The sequence below is a fragment of the Streptomyces sp. ASQP_92 genome (assembly GCF_025399895.1).
Taxonomy (GTDB): domain Bacteria; phylum Actinomycetota; class Actinomycetes; order Streptomycetales; family Streptomycetaceae; genus Streptomyces.
On record NZ_JAODUA010000022.1, the window covers coordinates 51226 to 66439 of the forward strand.

Below are 15214 nucleotides of genomic sequence, written 5' to 3' on the forward strand. Positions count from 1 at the left end.
GCGTCCGGCGGTTTCGCGGCGCTAGTCGGCCACGGGCCGCGCGGCCCTCGCCCGGCGGGCCGCCCGCGCCGGAGCGGCCGCCTCGGGCGCGGCAGCCGGAACCGCCCCCTCGGGCGATACGGCGAGGGCCACCACGGACGCCTCCTCCAGGAGGGCCCGCACACGCGGCCCGGCCGCCCGGTAGAAGATCCGGGTGCCGTCCCGGCGCGAGGTGACGAGACCGGCCGCCCGCAGCTTCGCCAGATGCTGCGAGGTCGCGGCGACATGCGCCCCGATGAGTTCCGCCAGCGAGCTGACCGGAAGCTCCGCCGCGCCGAGCGCCCACAGAAGGCGGTACCGCGAGGGGTCCGCCACCGCCTTGAGGACGGTGACCGCCCGCTCGGCCCGCTCGGCGTCCCAGCTCTCTCCTTGCGCTCCCATGCAAAGAGCGTAACGCCCGGAGGCAGCCGGTTCAGTCGTGGTCGCGCGGGGACTTGTGGTGGTCGCGCGCAGGGGTGTCCTGGGGCTTGTCCTCGTGCCTCTTCCCGCTGTGCAGACGGGACTTCACGTCCTCGGGAGGCAGGAACTTCGACCAGCGCTCGGGGAACTCGGACGGCATCCCCGGGTCGTTGCCGTCCTCGCCGTCCTCCTCCTCGAAGAGCATCGGCTGGACATGGGCGCGGGCGACGATCTGGGCGGCCTGGGCGGCCCGCACCCGTTCGCCGGCCGCGCGGGCGGCGGCCGTCGCGACCGAGGGCCAGACCCGGTCGATGGCCGCGTTGACGGCCGCGCCCACCAGGACCGCGAACGCCGAGATGCCGATCCACAGCAGCACCGCGATGGGCGCGGCCAGCGAGCCGTAGATGGTGGGGCCCTCGACCGTGCTGGTCAGGTAGATGCGCAGCAGGAACGAGCCGAGCACCCACATCGCGAGGGCCACAAGCGCGCCCGGCACGTCCTCGATCCAGGGTGAGCGGACCGGCACCGAGACATGGAAGAGGGTGGTGAGGAAGGCGATGGACAGCAGGATCATCGTGGGCCAGTACAGGAAGCTGATCACATCCGTGCCCCACGGGATCCACTCCACCACCCGGTCCGGGCCCACCACCGCGAGCGGCAGCACGACCGCGCCGATCAGCAGCGCCACGATGTAGAGGACCAGCGAGAGCAGCCGGGTCTTGACGATGCCGCGCTGGCCGTCGAGCCCGTACATCACGGTGATGGTGTCGATGAAGACGTTGACGGCGCGCGAACCCGACCACAGGGCGATGGCGAAGCCGATGGAGACGATCTCCGGGCGCTTGCCCTGGGTCACGTCGTCGAGCAGCGGCTGGGCGAACTCGTGCACACCCCGGTCGGAGAGCACGGTTCCGGCCGCGTTCAGGATGTTCTGCTCGATGCTGGCGACGGTGTGGGTGCTGGTCCAGCCGTCCACGTAGCCGAGCAGCGCGATGACACTGAGCAGCAGCGGCGGCAGCGAGAGCAGCGTGAAGAACGCGGCCTCGGCGGCCAGGCCCAGGATGCGGTACTCGATACAGGAGTTGACGGTGTCCTTGAGGAGCAGCCAGCCCAATTTCCGCTTGGAGACGTTGCGGTAGAGCACACGGGCCCGATGAAGGCGGCCGGATGTCCGCTCGGGTGTTTCATTTGCTGGCTGCACGTCCTTACCGTATCGGCATGGCAGCCACCACCCACACAGTGACCAACCAGGCTCCGCCCCTGGTGGGGTACGACGTCTTCACCGCCGACCGCGTCCTCGGCGAGGCCGTCGAGCGGCACACCGCGCCGGAGCTCGTCGACGAGGTGACCGAGGAGCTCGCGACCCTCGGACGCTCGGCCGGATCGGCCCAGGCCCAGGAGTGGGGTGTGCTGGCGAACGAGAACCCGCCGAAGCTGCGCACCCACGACCGGTACGGGAACCGGATCGACGAGGTCGAGTTCCATCCGAGCTGGCACCGGCTCCTCGGCAAGGCCGTGACCTCCGGGCTCACCGACGCCTGGGGGCGGCCCGCCGGGCATGTGCGCCGGGCCGCCGGATTCCTGGTGTGGACCCAGGCGGAGGGCGGGCACGGCTGCCCGGTCTCCATGACGCACGCGGCCGTGCCCGCGCTGCGCACCGACCCGGAGCTCGCCGCCGAGTGGGAGCCGCGGCTCACCTCGCACGTGTACGAGGAGGGGCTGCGGCCCGCCGCGGAGAAGGCCGGGGTCATCTTCGGCATGGGCATGACCGAGAAGCAGGGCGGCAGCGACGTCCGGGCGAACACCACGTCGGCGGCTCCGCTCGCGGCCGACGGCGAGTACGCCCTGACCGGGCACAAGTGGTTCTGCTCGGCGCCCATGAGCGACGGCTTCCTGGTCCTCGCCCAGGCATCGCCCTCCGCACAGGACAGCCTGACCTGCTTCCTGGTGCCCCGGGTGCTCGCCGACGGCACCCGCAACGCGTTCGCGATCCAGCGGCTCAAGGACAAGCTGGGCAACAGGTCGAACGCCTCCAGCGAGGTCGAGTTCGACGGGACGTGGGCGCGCCGGGTCGGCGAGGAGGGGCGCGGGGTGCGCACCATCATCGAGATGGTGGCGGCGACCCGGCTGGACTGTGTGATCGGCTCGGCGGCGATCATGCGGCAGGCCGTGACGCAGGCGATCCACCACGCCTCCTACCGACGTGCGTTCGGTGGGTTGCTCGTCGAGAAGCCGCTGATGCGCAATGTGCTCGCCGATCTGGCCCTGGAGTCGGAGGCGGCCACCACCCTGGCGCTGCGCCTCGCGGCCGCCTACGACGCCGACACCGAGGAGGAGCGCGCGTTCCTGCGGCTCGCGGTGCCGGCCGCCAAGTACTGGGTCACCAAGCGGTGTACGCCGGTGGCGGGCGAGGCGCTCGAATGCCTCGGCGGCAACGGGTACGTCGAGGAGTCGGGGATGCCCCGGCTGCTGCGGGAGGCACCGCTGAACTCGATCTGGGAGGGCTCGGGCAACGTCCAGGCCCTGGACGTGCTGCGGGCGCTCCAGCGCGAGCCGCAGGCGATCAACGCCTTCCTCCAGGAGGTCGGCAAGGCACGCGGCGCGGACCACCGGCTCGACGGGGCGATCAAGAACCTGCTGACCGAACTCGCCGATCTGGACGGTATCGAGGGCCGGGCCCGGCGTCTGGTGGAGCGGATGGCGCTGGTGCTCCAGGGTTCGCTGCTGGTGCGCTGGGCGCCGGCGGAGGTCGCGGACGCGTTCTGCGCCTCGCGGCTCGGCGGCGACTGGGGAGCGGCCTTCGGGACGCTGCCGCACTCGCTGGATCTGGCGTCCGTGGTCGAGCGCGCCCGCGTCGAGATGTGAAGCGGTCCCGCACCGAGGTCTCAGGACAGCCCCGAGCGCGGCCGAAAGCCGGTGCCCGGGGCGGTCCGTCGGGGGTGGTGCTGCGCCGACACGGCACCACCCCCGCACTCTCATGCGTCCGAGGACGGAGCATGACGACCGGACTTCCGGTGCACTGCCACCTTCGTACCCACGCGGGGCCGTTCGCGAGGGTTGCAAAGGGTTGCAACCATGTGGGGCATATCGCCACGCGCCAACCGCCGGGCGGGCACGATGAATTCAGGACACCCGGGCTCGGCGGTCGGCAAGGCCGGTGTCGACGGCAGGAGGATCTGGTGCACACCACCACGCTGGACGTGGCCCGGCTGGCCGCCATGGACGCCCAGGAGGCCGCCCGGCTCCTGAAGCGCGTACGCGCGGCCACGCTGGCGGGCGAGCACTCGAAGATCGCCCCGCGTACGGAGATCGGGGAGTCCTGGCGGCGGGCGCTGAGCAGCGGGCTCGATCCCGACGGGGACAACCGCGCGGGGCTGCTGTCGCTGGCCGAGGTCGAACGGCGCAGGCGGCGCTCGCCGTTGGCGGAGGTCCTGCCGGTGCTGCGGGACGCGCTGGTGTCGGTGGCGGACGCGGCCCAGCACATCATGGTCGTCTCGGACGCCGAGGGGCGCCTGCTGTGGCGCGAGGGGCACCCGTCCGTCCTGAAGCTGGCCGACACCCTGGGGTTCGAGGTCGGCGCCGACTGGAGCGAGGCGGCCGCCGGCACCAACGGCGTGGGCACCCCGCTCGTCACCGGCCGGCCTGTGCAGGTGTACTCGGCCGAGCACTTCGTGGCCTCCCACCACACCTGGACCTGTGCGGGCGCGCCCGTCGTGGACCCGCGCGACGGGCAATTGCTCGGCGTCGTCGACATCAGCGGCCCGCTCGGCACCATGCATCCGGCCACGCTGTCCTTCGTGACCTCGGTGGCCCGGCTGGCCGCCGCCGAGCTGCGCAACCGGCACTTCGCCGCCCTGGAACGGCTGCGCACGTCGGCCGCCCCGGTGCTGTGCCGGGTCGGCGGACGGGCGCTGGCCGTCGACGACAACGGCTGGGTCGCGGCGGTCACCGGCATGCCGCCCACCGACCGGCTCGCCCTGCCCAAGGAGCCGCGCGCGGGCCGCGTCTGGCTGCCCTCGCTCGGCATGTGCGCCATCGAGCCGCTGCCGGGCGGCCGGCTGGTGCGGGTCTGCGAGGAGGCGGGCGGCGCCGACACCCCGACGGCCCGGCGGGTCGTGCTCGACCTCGGCAGACCCCGGCGCTGCTCGGTGACGGTGTCGGGCGACGCGGGGAGCTGGACCCAGGAGCTCAGCCCCCGCCACGCCGAGCTCCTGTTCGTGCTTGCCCTGAACCGGGAGGGCCTCAGCGCCGCCCAGCTCGCGCGGCACATCTTCGCGGACCCGACGCGCACGGTGACCGTACGGGCCGAGATGTCCCGGCTGCGCCGCCACCTGGCGGAGGTGCTCGCCCATCGCCCGTACCGCTTCAGCGAGGACATACAGGTGGAGGTGGTCCGGCCGGAGCACGCGGCGGACCTGCTCCCCCACTCGCTGTCCCCGGCGATCGCGCGGGCCCGGGGCGGCCATTCCTGACCTGCGTTGGAGGCGTCGGCGGCCCCGTGATTGCCTGGCGTGCATGAGTATCACCGTCACCACCTGGTCCCTGGAACAGACAGCCGTCTCCGATCTGCGCCCGGCCGCCGAGCCGGCCGGCGACATCACGATCGCGCGCGCCCAGGTCCCCTCGCCGGAGTTCAGCCGCTTCCTCTATACGGCGGTCGGCGGCGACATCGCCTGGGTCGACCGTCTCGGCATGACGTACGAGGCGTGGGAGCGGGAGCTGAACAGGCCCGGCACCGAGACATGGGTGGCCTACGACCGGGGGACGCCCGCGGGCTACGTCGAGCTTCAGGCCCAGCCCGGCGGCTCGGTCGAGATCGTCTACTTCGGCCTGATCCCCGCCTTCCGCGGCCGGCGCATCGGTGGCCATCTGCTGACGTACGGGACCCGGCGCGCCTGGGACCTGGGCGAGCGCTGGCCCGGGCTGCCCGCGACCGAGCGGGTGTGGCTGCACACCTGCTCACTGGACGGCGAGCACGCCATGGACAACTATGTGCGGCGCGGCTTCAAGCTGTTCGCCACCGTCGAGGAGCAGGCGGCGGAGGCCGCCGCTCCGGGCCCCTGGCCGGGGGCGTTCTGACGGTCCTCGTCGTCACGGACGTGCGGGTCCGGGAGGCGCACGGCGTGCGGAGCGACCGCCTCCGCCAGTGACCCGCACCACACCGTCCCACGATGCGGGACAGGTACGTCCACATTCTGGATAGTGGTGGACTGGGTCCAAAGTCCCGTGACACGCTTCCGTCATGTCTGGAACTGGAATTGCCTTGGTGAGTCGGCGGCACGTCGACCTCGGCCGCATGTCCAGCGCCATCTGTCCGGCCCGCTGACGCCTCCAGCACCGCCGCGATCCCCTTTTCCCGGTTTCCCTCTGTCCTGATTGCGCACCGCCGCGCCGAAGCGCGAGTGTGCAGGTCAGAGCCGCCCCCTTGCAGTCCCGAAGGACATACGCCATGGCCGCCAGCCCAGAAAACCCTGCCCCCACGACGCCCCGCCGCAAGCCGGGCCGCCACCGTGGTGAAGGCCAGTGGGCCGTCGGCCACTTCACGCCGCTCAACGGGAACGAGCAGGTGAAGAAGGACGACGACGGTCTCAATGTGCGGACACGTATTGAGACGATCTACTCCAAGCGCGGCTTCGACTCGATCGACCCCAGCGACCTGCGCGGCCGGATGCGCTGGTGGGGGCTCTACACCCAGCGCCGTCAGGGCATCGACGGCGGCAAGACGGCGATCCTGGAGCCGGAGGAGCTGGACGACGAGTACTTCATGCTGCGCGTCCGCATCGACGGCGGCCGGCTCACCACCGAGCAGCTGCGGGTGATCGGCGAGATCTCGCAGGAGTTCGCGCGCGGCACCGCCGACCTCACCGACCGGCAGAACATCCAGTACCACTGGATCCGCATCGAGGACGTCCCGGAGATCTGGAACCGGCTCGAAGCGGTCGGCCTGTCCACCACCGAGGCCTGCGGCGACACCCCGCGCACCATCCTCGGCTCGCCGGTCGCCGGGATCGCCGCCGACGAGATCATCGACGGCACGCCCGCCATCGACGAGATCCACCGCCGCTTCATCGGCAACCCGGCCTTCTCCAACCTGCCCCGCAAGTTCAAGACCGCCGTCTCGGGCTCCCCGCAGCTCGATGTCGCGCACGAGATCAACGACATCGCGTTCGTCGGTGTCGAACACCCCGAGCACGGCCCCGGCTTCGACCTGTGGGTCGGCGGCGGGCTCTCCACCAACCCCAAGCTCGGGGTGCGGCTCGGCGCCTGGGTGCCCCTGGACGAGGTGCCGGACGTCTTCGAGGGTGTCATCTCGATCTTCCGCGACTACGGCTACCGGCGGCTGCGCAACCGCGCCCGGCTGAAGTTCCTGGTCGCCGACTGGGGCCCGGAGAAGTTCCGCCAGGTCCTTCAGGACGAGTACCTCAAGCGCACCCTCCTCGACGGGCCCGCCCCCGAGCTGCCCAAGGACGTCTGGCGCGACCACCTCGGGGTGCACCGCCAGAACGACGGCCGCTTCTACATCGGCTTCGCGCCCCGGGTGGGACGCGTGGACGGCGCCACCCTCAGCAAGATCGCCGAGCTGGCCGAGACGCACGGCTCGGGCCGCCTGCGCACCACCACCGAGCAGAAGCTGATCGTGCTCGACGTCGCCGAGGACCGCGTCGAATCGCTGGTCGCCGGATTGGAGTCGCTCGGCCTGAAGGTCAACGCCTCGCCGTTCCGCCGCGGCACCATGGCCTGCACCGGCATCGAGTTCTGCAAGCTCGCCATCGTCGAGACCAAGGCGCGCGGCGCCTCGCTCATCGACGAACTGGAGCGCCGCATCCCCGAGTTCGACGAGCCCATCACCATCAACATCAACGGCTGCCCCAACTCCTGCGCCCGCATCCAGGTCGCCGACATCGGCCTCAAGGGCCAGCTGGTCCTGGACGACGAGGGCAACCAGGTCGAGGGCTTCCAGGTGCACCTGGGCGGCGCGCTCGGCCTGGAGGCCGGCTTCGGGCGCAAGGTCCGCGGCCTCAAGGTCACCTCGGCCGAGCTGCCCGACTACGTCGAGCGGGTCCTGACGCGCTTCCAGGCCGAGCGCGCCGAGGGCGAGCGGTTCGCGACCTGGGCCTCGCGCGCGAGCGAGGAGGCCCTGTCATGAGCGAGCGCGCGGCCCCCTTCTACTGCCCCTACTGCGGCGACGAGGACCTGCGCCCCCACGAGGCCGGACACGGCGCGTGGGAGTGCGCGGCGTGCAACCGGGCCTTCCAGCTGAAGTTCCTCGGGCTGCTGGCCCGTGGCGTGCAGCGCAACGACCGTGGAGGGGAAGCGATATGACGGCCACTCAGATCGACGGGCGCACCGCCGAGGACCTCAGGGCGCTCGCCGAGCAGGCGGGCCGGGACCTCGAAGAGGCCTCCCCCCTGGAGATCCTCCAGTGGGCCACCGACACCTTCGGCAAGCGGTTCTGCGTCACCTCCTCCATGGAGGACGCGGTCGTCGCCCACCTCGCCTCGCGCGCCATGCCCGGCGTGGACGTGGTGTTCCTCGACACGGGCTACCACTTCCCCGAGACCATCGGCACCCGGGACGCGGTCGCCGAGGTGATGGATGTCAACGTCATCACCCTCACCCCGCGCCAGAGCGTCGCCGAGCAGGACGCCGAGTACGGCCCCCGGCTGCACGACCGCGACCCGGACCTGTGCTGCGCGCTGCGCAAGGTCAAGCCCCTTGAGGAGGGCCTGAGTTCGTACGCCGCCTGGGCCACCGGGCTGCGCCGCGACGAGTCCCCGACCCGGGCGAACACCCCGGTCGTCGGCTGGGACGAGAAGCGGCAGAAGGTCAAGGTGTCGCCGATCGCCCGCTGGACGCAGGACGACGTGGACGCGTACGTCGCCGAGCACGGAGTGATCACCAACCTGCTCCTCATGGACGGCTACCCCTCGATCGGCTGCGCGCCCTGCACCCGGCGGGTCGCCGAGGGCGAGGACGCGCGCGCCGGACGCTGGGCCGGACGCAACAAGACCGAGTGCGGGCTGCACGGATGACGAACCGTCAGAAGAACGATCAGGAGACTTCGATGAGCGTGACGGAGGCGGGAGCCACCATCTGGCTGACCGGTCTGCCGAGCGCGGGCAAGACGACCATCGCGTACGAGCTCGGTGACCGGCTGCGCGCGGACGGGCACCGGGTCGAGGTGCTCGACGGCGACGAGATCCGCGAGTTCCTCTCGGCGGGCCTCGGCTTCAGCCGCGAGGACCGGCACACCAATGTGCAGCGGATCGGCTTCGTCGCCGAACTCCTCGCCGCCAACGGCGTGAAGGCACTCGTCCCGGTGATCGCGCCGTACGCGGACAGCCGCGAGGCCGTCCGCAAGCGTCACCAGAGCGAGGGCACCGCCTATCTGGAGGTGCATGTCGCCACCCCGGTGGAGGTGTGCTCCGTACGCGATGTGAAGGGTCTGTACGCCAAGCAGGCGGCGGGCGAGATCAGCGGCCTGACCGGGGTGGACGACCCGTACGAGGCGCCCGAGGCGCCTGACCTGCGGATCGAGTCGCACACCCAGACCGTGCAGGAGTCCGCGGCCGCGCTTCACGCGCTGCTCACTGAGAGGGGCCTGGCATGACGTCGGCAGCAGTCGTGACCGAGGGCGTCGACAGCCCGTACGCGCTCAGCCACCTGGACGCGCTGGAGTCCGAGGCGGTGCACATCTTCCGTGAGGTGGCGGGGGAGTTCGAGCGGCCGGTGATCCTGTTCTCCGGCGGCAAGGACTCCATCGTCATGCTGCACCTGGCGCTGAAGGCGTTCGCCCCGGCGGCCGTGCCGTTCTCGCTCCTTCACGTGGACACCGGGCACAACTTCCCCGAGGTCCTCGCCTACCGCGACCGGGTGGTGGCCCGGCACGGGCTGCGTCTGCACGTCGCCTCGGTGCAGGAGTACATCGACGCGGGCAAGCTGCGCGAGCGGCCCGACGGGGTGCGCAACCCGCTCCAGACGGTGCCGCTGACCGAGGCCATCCAGGAGCACCGCTTCGACGCGGTGTTCGGCGGCGGCCGGCGCGACGAGGAGAAGGCCCGCGCCAAGGAGCGGGTGTTCTCGCTGCGCGACGAGTTCTCGCAGTGGGACCCGCGCCGCCAGCGCCCGGAGCTGTGGCAGCTCTACAACGGCCGGCACGCCCCCGGTGAGCACGTGCGGGTCTTCCCGCTGTCCAACTGGACCGAGCTGGACGTGTGGCAGTACATCGCCCGCGAGGACATCGAGCTGCCGCAGATCTACTTCGCCCACGAGCGTGAGGTGTTCAAGCGGTCCGGGATGTGGCTGACGGCCGGCGAGTGGGGCGGCCCCAAGGGCGAGGAGAGCGTCGAGACCCGTCTGGTGCGCTACCGCACCGTCGGCGACATGTCGTGCACCGGCGCCGTCGACTCCGACGCGACGACGCTGGACGCCGTCATCACCGAGATCGCCGCTTCCAGGCTCACCGAGCGGGGCGCCACCCGCGCCGACGACAAGATGTCCGAGGCCGCGATGGAAGACCGCAAGCGCGAGGGGTACTTCTAAATGTCCACGTCCACCAAGCAGTTGGCCGATCTGTCGGCCACCACCCTGTTGCGCTTCGCGACCGCCGGGTCCGTCGACGACGGCAAGTCCACCCTGGTCGGACGGCTGCTGCACGACTCCAAGTCGGTGCTCACCGACCAGCTGGAGGCCGTCGAGGCGGCCTCTCTCAAGCGTGGTCAGGAAGCTCCCGATCTGGCGCTGCTCACCGACGGCCTGCGGGCCGAGCGCGAGCAGGGCATCACCATCGACGTGGCCTACCGCTACTTCGCGACCCCCCGGCGCCGGTTCATCCTGGCCGACACCCCCGGGCATGTGCAGTACACCCGCAACATGGTGACCGGCGCCTCCACCGCCGACCTCGCCGTGGTCCTGGTCGACGCCCGCAACGGCGTCATCGAGCAGACCCGCCGGCACGCCGCCGTGGCGGCCCTGCTGCGCGTGCCGCACGTGGTCCTCGCGGTCAACAAGATGGACCTGGTGGCGTACGAGGAGAAGGTCTTCGCGTCGATCGCCGAGGAATTCACCGCGTACGCAGGCGAGTTGGGCGTTCCGGAGATCACCGCGATCCCGATTTCGGCGCTCGCCGGGGACAACGTGGTGGAGCCCAGCGCCAACATGGACTGGTACGGCGGCCCCACGGTCCTGGAGCACCTGGAGACGGTCCCGGTCAGCCACGACCTGACCTCCTGCCACGCCCGGCTCCCCGTGCAGTACGTGATCCGCCCGCAGACCGCCGAACTCCCCGACTACCGGGGCTACGCGGGCCAGATCGCCGCCGGTACGTTCCGGGTCGGCGAGCCGGTGACGGTGCTGCCCTCGGGGCGCACCAGCACCATCGCGGGCATCGACCTGCTGGGCGAGTCGGTCGACGTGGCCTGGACGCCGCAGTCCGTCACGCTGCTCCTCAACGACGACATCGACATCTCGCGGGGCGACCTGATCGTGCCGAGCGGGGACGCGCCGCCCACCACCCAGGACGTCGAGGCGACCGTCTGCCACGTGGCCGACCAGCCCCTGACGGTGGGTCAGCGGGTGCTGCTCAAGCACACCACCCGCACGGTCAAGGCCATCGTCAAGGAGATCCCGTCCCGGCTCACCCTGGACGACCTCTCCCAGCACCCGGAGCCGGGCCAGCTCGTCGCCAACGACATCGGCCGGGTCCTGGTGCGCACCGCCGAGCCGCTCGCGCTCGACCCGTACGCCCACTCGCGGCGCACCGGCTCGTTCCTGCTGATCGACCCCGCCGACGGCACCACGCTCGCGGCCGGCATGGCGGGCGAGTCGTTCGCCACCCACAAGGCCGTCACCGCGGTCGCCGACGAAGAGGGATGGGACTTCTGATGAAGCACGACATCTTCTCGACCTTCGCGAAGGAGGGCGGCCGGGTCGGCAGCGGCGCCCTCGGCAGCGGCCAGGGCGGGGTGGCCCGATGTGCGCGATGACGTACGCGCACCGCTCGCGCGCCCGGCTGTACCACCAGCACCCTCCGCACCATCGAAGACCTGCCGACTTCCCGGCCGCGTACCGGAGTTGAGACTCCGGACGTAAGCACCGGGCCTTGGAGAGGACACCCTCCGTGCCTGCCAGTTCCACCCTGAGGCGCAGCCTCATCGCCACCGCCACCCTGCCCCTGCTGTTCGGGGCGCTCGCCGCCTGCGGCTACGGCTCCAGCGCCGACAAGAGCGACGCCGACAAGGCCGCGCCCGCCGCCAACGGCAAGAAGCTCTCCGCCGACTCGGTGAAGATCGGCTACTTCCCCAACCTGACCCACGCCACGGCGCTGGTCGGCGTCCAGGAGGGGCTGTTCCAGAAGGAGCTGGGCGGCACGTCGGTCAAGACGTCCACCTTCAACGCGGGGCCCTCCGAGATCGAGGCCCTCAACGCGGGGTCGATCGACATCGGCTGGATCGGCCCCTCGCCGGCGATCAACGGCTACACCAAGTCCAAGGGACAGAGCCTGCGCATCATCGGCGGCTCGGCCTCCGGCGGCGTGAAGCTGGTGGTCAACCCGGACAAGGTGAAGTCCGTCGACGACCTCAAGGGCAAGGACATCGCGACCCCGCAGCTCGGCAACACCCAGGACGTCGCGTTCCTCAACTGGCTCGCCGACAAGGGCTGGAAGGTCGACGCACAGTCCGGCAAGGGCGACGTCAACGTGGTCCGCACCGACAACAAGATCACCCCGGATGCCTTCAAGTCCGGCTCGATCGACGGCGCCTGGGTGCCGGAGCCGACCGCGTCCAAGCTGGTCTCCGAGGGCGGCAAGGTGCTGCTCGACGAGTCCGACCTGTGGCCGGACCACGAGTTCGTGATCACCAACATCATCGTGTCGCAGAAGTTCCTCAAGGAGCACCCCGACGTCGTCGAGGCGGTCCTGCGCGGCTCGGTGAAGACCAACGAGTGGATCGCGACCCACCCCGACCAGGCGAAGTCCTCGGCGAACGCCGCGCTCAAGAAGCTGTCGGGCAAGGAGCTCCCGGCCGCCGTCCTCGACCCGGCCTGGAAGTCCATCCGGACTCTTGACGACCCGCTGGCGGCCACCCTCCAGGCGCAGGCCGACCACGCGGCCAAGGCCGGACTCCTGAAGAAGCCCGACCTCAAGGGCATCTACGACCTGGATCCGCTCAACAAGGTCCTCACGTCCCTGGGCAGGCCTCAGGTCGGCGACGCCGGCCTCGGCGTCAAGTAATCCCCCACCAGCAGGCTTCACAGGTTTCCCAGGAGGTGACGACCATGGCCACCGCACTCGCCAAGGCCACGGACCGCACGGCGCCGGCGCACGAGTACGCCGCCCGCATCGGTCATGTCTCGAAGTCCTTCTCCGGTCCCACGGGACCGCAGCTCGTCCTCGACGACATCACCCTCGATGTGGCGCCGGGCGAATTCGTCACCCTCCTGGGCGCCTCCGGCTGCGGAAAGTCGACGCTGCTCAACCTGGTCGCGGGCCTGGACGCGCCGACCGCGGGCACCATCGAGACCCCCGGCGGGCGGCCCGCCCTGATGTTCCAGGAACACGCCCTGTTCCCGTGGCTGACCGCGGGCAAGAACATCGAACTCGCCCTCCGCCTGCGCGGGGTGCCCAAGAACGACCGGCGCGAGCGGGCCGAGGAACTCCTCACCCTGGTCCGCCTCCAGGGGGCGTACGGCAAGCGCGTGCACGAGCTGTCCGGCGGCATGCGCCAGCGCGTCGCGATGGCCCGCGCGATCGCCCAGGACTCCCAACTCCTGTTGATGGACGAGCCGTTCGCGGCCCTGGACGCGATCACCCGTGACGTCCTGCACGACGAACTGACCCGCATCTGGCGCGAGACGAACCTGTCGGTGCTGTTCGTGACGCACAACGTGCGCGAGGCGGTCCGCCTCGCGCAGCGCGTGGTGCTGCTCTCCTCGCGGCCCGGCCGGGTGGCCCACGAGTGGACGGTGGACATCGACCAGCCGCGCCGCATCGAGGACGCCGAAGTGGCGGAGCTCTCCGTCGAGATCACTGAACAACTGCGTGGGGAGATCCGCCGCCATGGCCAGCACTGAGACCACCGACGTCAAGGACTCCCCCGACCTGGGCAGCCTCGAAGCGGGGCTAGACGCGCTCGAAACCGTCCAGCCACACCGCACCCCGGTGCGCGAGGTCCTCGTCAAGAAGGTGCTGCCGCCCCTGGTCGCGGTCGCACTCGTCCTGGTGGTGTGGCAGATCCTCGTCTCGGCGAAGGTCACCGACTCCTACAAGCTGCCCGCCCCGGCCTCGGTGTGGGCGAGCCTGAAGGACATGTGGCTCCAGGGGACCCTGATCGACGTCGTGTGGACCAGCGTCTCGCGCGGCCTGCTCGGCTTCCTGCTCGCGCTGGCCATCGGCACCCCGCTCGGACTCCTGGTGGCGCGGGTCAAGTTCGTGCGCGCGGCGATCGGCCCGATCCTGTCCGGGCTCCAGTCGCTGCCGTCGGTGGCCTGGGTCCCGCCGGCCGTGCTGTGGCTCGGCCTCAACGACTCGATGATGTACGCGGTCATCCTGCTCGGCGCGGTCCCCTCCATCGCCAACGGCCTGGTATCCGGCGTCGACCAGGTGCCCCCGCTGTATCTGCGGGCGGGCCGCACGCTGGGCGCGACGGGAGTGCGGGGCGCCTGGCACATCCTGATGCCGGCGGCGCTGCCCGGCTACCTGGCCGGCCTGAAGCAGGGCTGGGCGTTCTCCTGGCGGTCCCTGATGGCCGCCGAGATCATCGCGTCCTCCCCCGATCTGGGCCTCGGGCTCGGCCAGTTGCTCGAGAACGGCCGCAACAACTCCGACATGCCCGGCATCTTCCTGGCGATCATCCTGATCCTCGTCGTGGGCATCGCCATCGACCTGCTGATCTTCAGCCCGCTGGAGCGCAGGGTGCTGCGCGGCCGCGGGCTGCTCGTGAAGGGCTGAGCCGCCGTGCACCGCCCGGTCCTGCTCGTCATCGCCCACGGCAGCCGCGATCCGCGGCACGCCGCGACCGTCGACGCCCTGGTGCGGCGGGTCCGGGCGATGCGGCCCGGCGTGCGCGTGGAGACCGGTTTCCTGGACTTCAACGCGCCGTCCGTCCCGCAGGTCCTGGACCGCCTCGCGCTCGAAGGCGCCCGGGACGTGGTGGCGCTGCCGCTGCTCCTGACCCGCGCCTTCCACGCCAAGGCGGACATCCCGGCGGTGCTCGACCGGGCCCCGGCCCGCCTGGACATCCGCCTCGCCGACGTCCTCGGCCCCTCCCCCCTGCTGCTCGCCACCCTTGAGCGACGGCTGTACGAGGCGGGCCTGAGCCCCGCCGACAAAAGCTCGACCGGGCTCGTCCTGGCCTCGGCGGGCTCCACCGACCCGGAGGCGATCGCAGTGATCGCTGAAATCGCGCGGGAGCTGCGGCACACCGGTTGGTGCGCCGTGCGGCCTGCTTTCGCCTCCGCGGCCCTCCCCCGTACGGAAGACGCCGTACGGGACCTGCGGGCCCTGGGCGTACGACGCGTAGCCGTCGCCCCCTACGTCATCGCCCCCGGCTTCCTGCCCGACCGCATAGCCCGGGGCGCCGCTGACGCCGACGTACTGTCCGAAGTCCTGGGCAGCGCCCCGGAGTTGGCCCGCCTGCTCCTACGCCGCTACGACGAGTCGAAGTCCCGCACCCGACCCCCCGCCCTGACGGCTTGACCTCTGGCCCCGCAGGGGGTGCGGGGGTGGCGCCTCGCCGGGGGTGCGGGGGCAGGGGCGAAGCTACCCGGCTGACGGGGT

16 protein-coding genes are annotated in these 15214 nt (G+C 71.3%); 14 read left to right on the forward strand and 2 right to left on the reverse strand.

Annotated features, from left to right (window positions below):
* Window positions 1–21 precede the first annotated feature (21 nt).
* Together N4G70_RS31660 and N4G70_RS31665 are read right to left on the reverse strand one after the other, a co-directional pair.
* The gene (locus N4G70_RS31660) at window positions 22–420 is read right to left on the reverse strand and encodes a metalloregulator ArsR/SmtB family transcription factor (protein ID WP_261716214.1); all 399 of its coding nucleotides are present in this window, start codon (window positions 418–420) and stop codon (window positions 22–24) included.
* 31 nt (window positions 421–451) lie between these two features.
* Window positions 452–1639, reverse strand: a complete 1188-nt coding sequence (locus N4G70_RS31665; protein ID WP_261716215.1) for a YihY/virulence factor BrkB family protein — start codon at window positions 1637–1639, stop codon at window positions 452–454.
* Between the two features lie 17 nt (window positions 1640–1656).
* On the opposite strand from N4G70_RS31665, the gene N4G70_RS31670 reads away from it, so the two are divergent.
* The 14 genes from N4G70_RS31670 (at window position 1657) to N4G70_RS31730 (ending at window position 15133) form a co-directional block, all read left to right on the forward strand.
* Window positions 1657–3303 (forward strand): acyl-CoA dehydrogenase family protein, encoded by a 1647-nt coding sequence (locus N4G70_RS31670; protein ID WP_261716216.1) that lies wholly within the window; start codon window positions 1657–1659, stop codon window positions 3301–3303.
* 353 nt (window positions 3304–3656) lie between these two features.
* Window positions 3657–4910, forward strand: coding sequence for a helix-turn-helix domain-containing protein (locus tag N4G70_RS31675; protein WP_261716254.1), 1254 nt, complete (start codon window positions 3657–3659; stop codon window positions 4908–4910).
* A gap of 43 nt (window positions 4911–4953) precedes the next feature.
* Window positions 4954–5517: a GNAT family N-acetyltransferase gene (locus N4G70_RS31680; RefSeq protein ID WP_261716217.1), complete on the forward strand. Its 564-nt coding sequence runs from the start codon at window positions 4954–4956 to the stop codon at window positions 5515–5517.
* A 163-nt stretch (window positions 5518–5680) separates the two neighbouring features.
* Window positions 5681–5764: a putative leader peptide gene (locus N4G70_RS37080; protein WP_310591794.1), complete on the forward strand. Its 84-nt coding sequence runs from the start codon at window positions 5681–5683 to the stop codon at window positions 5762–5764.
* Window positions 5765–5887: 123 nt separating this feature from the next.
* A complete protein-coding gene (locus N4G70_RS31685; RefSeq protein ID WP_261716218.1) occupies window positions 5888–7585 on the forward strand; it encodes a nitrite/sulfite reductase in 1698 nt (565 codons plus the stop codon).
* Window positions 7582–7761 carry a hypothetical protein gene (locus N4G70_RS31690; protein ID WP_261716219.1) on the forward strand — a complete coding sequence of 60 codons (180 nt, stop codon included), beginning with the start codon at window positions 7582–7584 and terminating at the stop codon, window positions 7759–7761. The genes N4G70_RS31685 and N4G70_RS31690 overlap by 4 nt, the downstream gene beginning before the upstream one ends.
* A complete protein-coding gene (locus N4G70_RS31695; protein ID WP_261716220.1) occupies window positions 7758–8471 on the forward strand; it encodes a phosphoadenylyl-sulfate reductase in 714 nt (237 codons plus the stop codon). The genes N4G70_RS31690 and N4G70_RS31695 overlap by 4 nt, the downstream gene beginning before the upstream one ends.
* Before the next feature lie 32 nt (window positions 8472–8503).
* On the forward strand, window positions 8504–9049 hold the full coding sequence (gene cysC, locus N4G70_RS31700) for an adenylyl-sulfate kinase (RefSeq protein WP_261716221.1): 546 nt from the start codon (window positions 8504–8506) through the stop codon (window positions 9047–9049).
* Window positions 9046–9981, forward strand: coding sequence for a sulfate adenylyltransferase subunit CysD (cysD, locus tag N4G70_RS31705; RefSeq protein ID WP_261716222.1), 936 nt, complete (start codon window positions 9046–9048; stop codon window positions 9979–9981). The genes cysC and cysD overlap by 4 nt, the downstream gene beginning before the upstream one ends.
* Window positions 9982–11322, forward strand: a complete 1341-nt coding sequence (locus N4G70_RS31710; protein WP_261716223.1) for a sulfate adenylyltransferase subunit 1 — start codon at window positions 9982–9984, stop codon at window positions 11320–11322.
* 235 nt (window positions 11323–11557) lie between these two features.
* A complete protein-coding gene (locus tag N4G70_RS31715; RefSeq protein ID WP_261716224.1) occupies window positions 11558–12670 on the forward strand; it encodes an aliphatic sulfonate ABC transporter substrate-binding protein in 1113 nt (370 codons plus the stop codon).
* A 44-nt stretch (window positions 12671–12714) separates the two neighbouring features.
* Window positions 12715–13509 (forward strand): ABC transporter ATP-binding protein, encoded by a 795-nt coding sequence (locus N4G70_RS31720; RefSeq protein WP_261716225.1) that lies wholly within the window; start codon window positions 12715–12717, stop codon window positions 13507–13509.
* Window positions 13496–14386 (forward strand): ABC transporter permease, encoded by an 891-nt coding sequence (locus tag N4G70_RS31725; protein WP_261716226.1) that lies wholly within the window; start codon window positions 13496–13498, stop codon window positions 14384–14386. Before N4G70_RS31720 ends, N4G70_RS31725 begins: the two co-directional genes overlap by 14 nt.
* 6 nt (window positions 14387–14392) lie before the next feature.
* Window positions 14393–15133 carry a sirohydrochlorin chelatase gene (locus N4G70_RS31730; RefSeq protein ID WP_261716227.1) on the forward strand — a complete coding sequence of 247 codons (741 nt, stop codon included), beginning with the start codon at window positions 14393–14395 and terminating at the stop codon, window positions 15131–15133.
* Window positions 15134–15214: the final 81 nt, after the last annotated feature.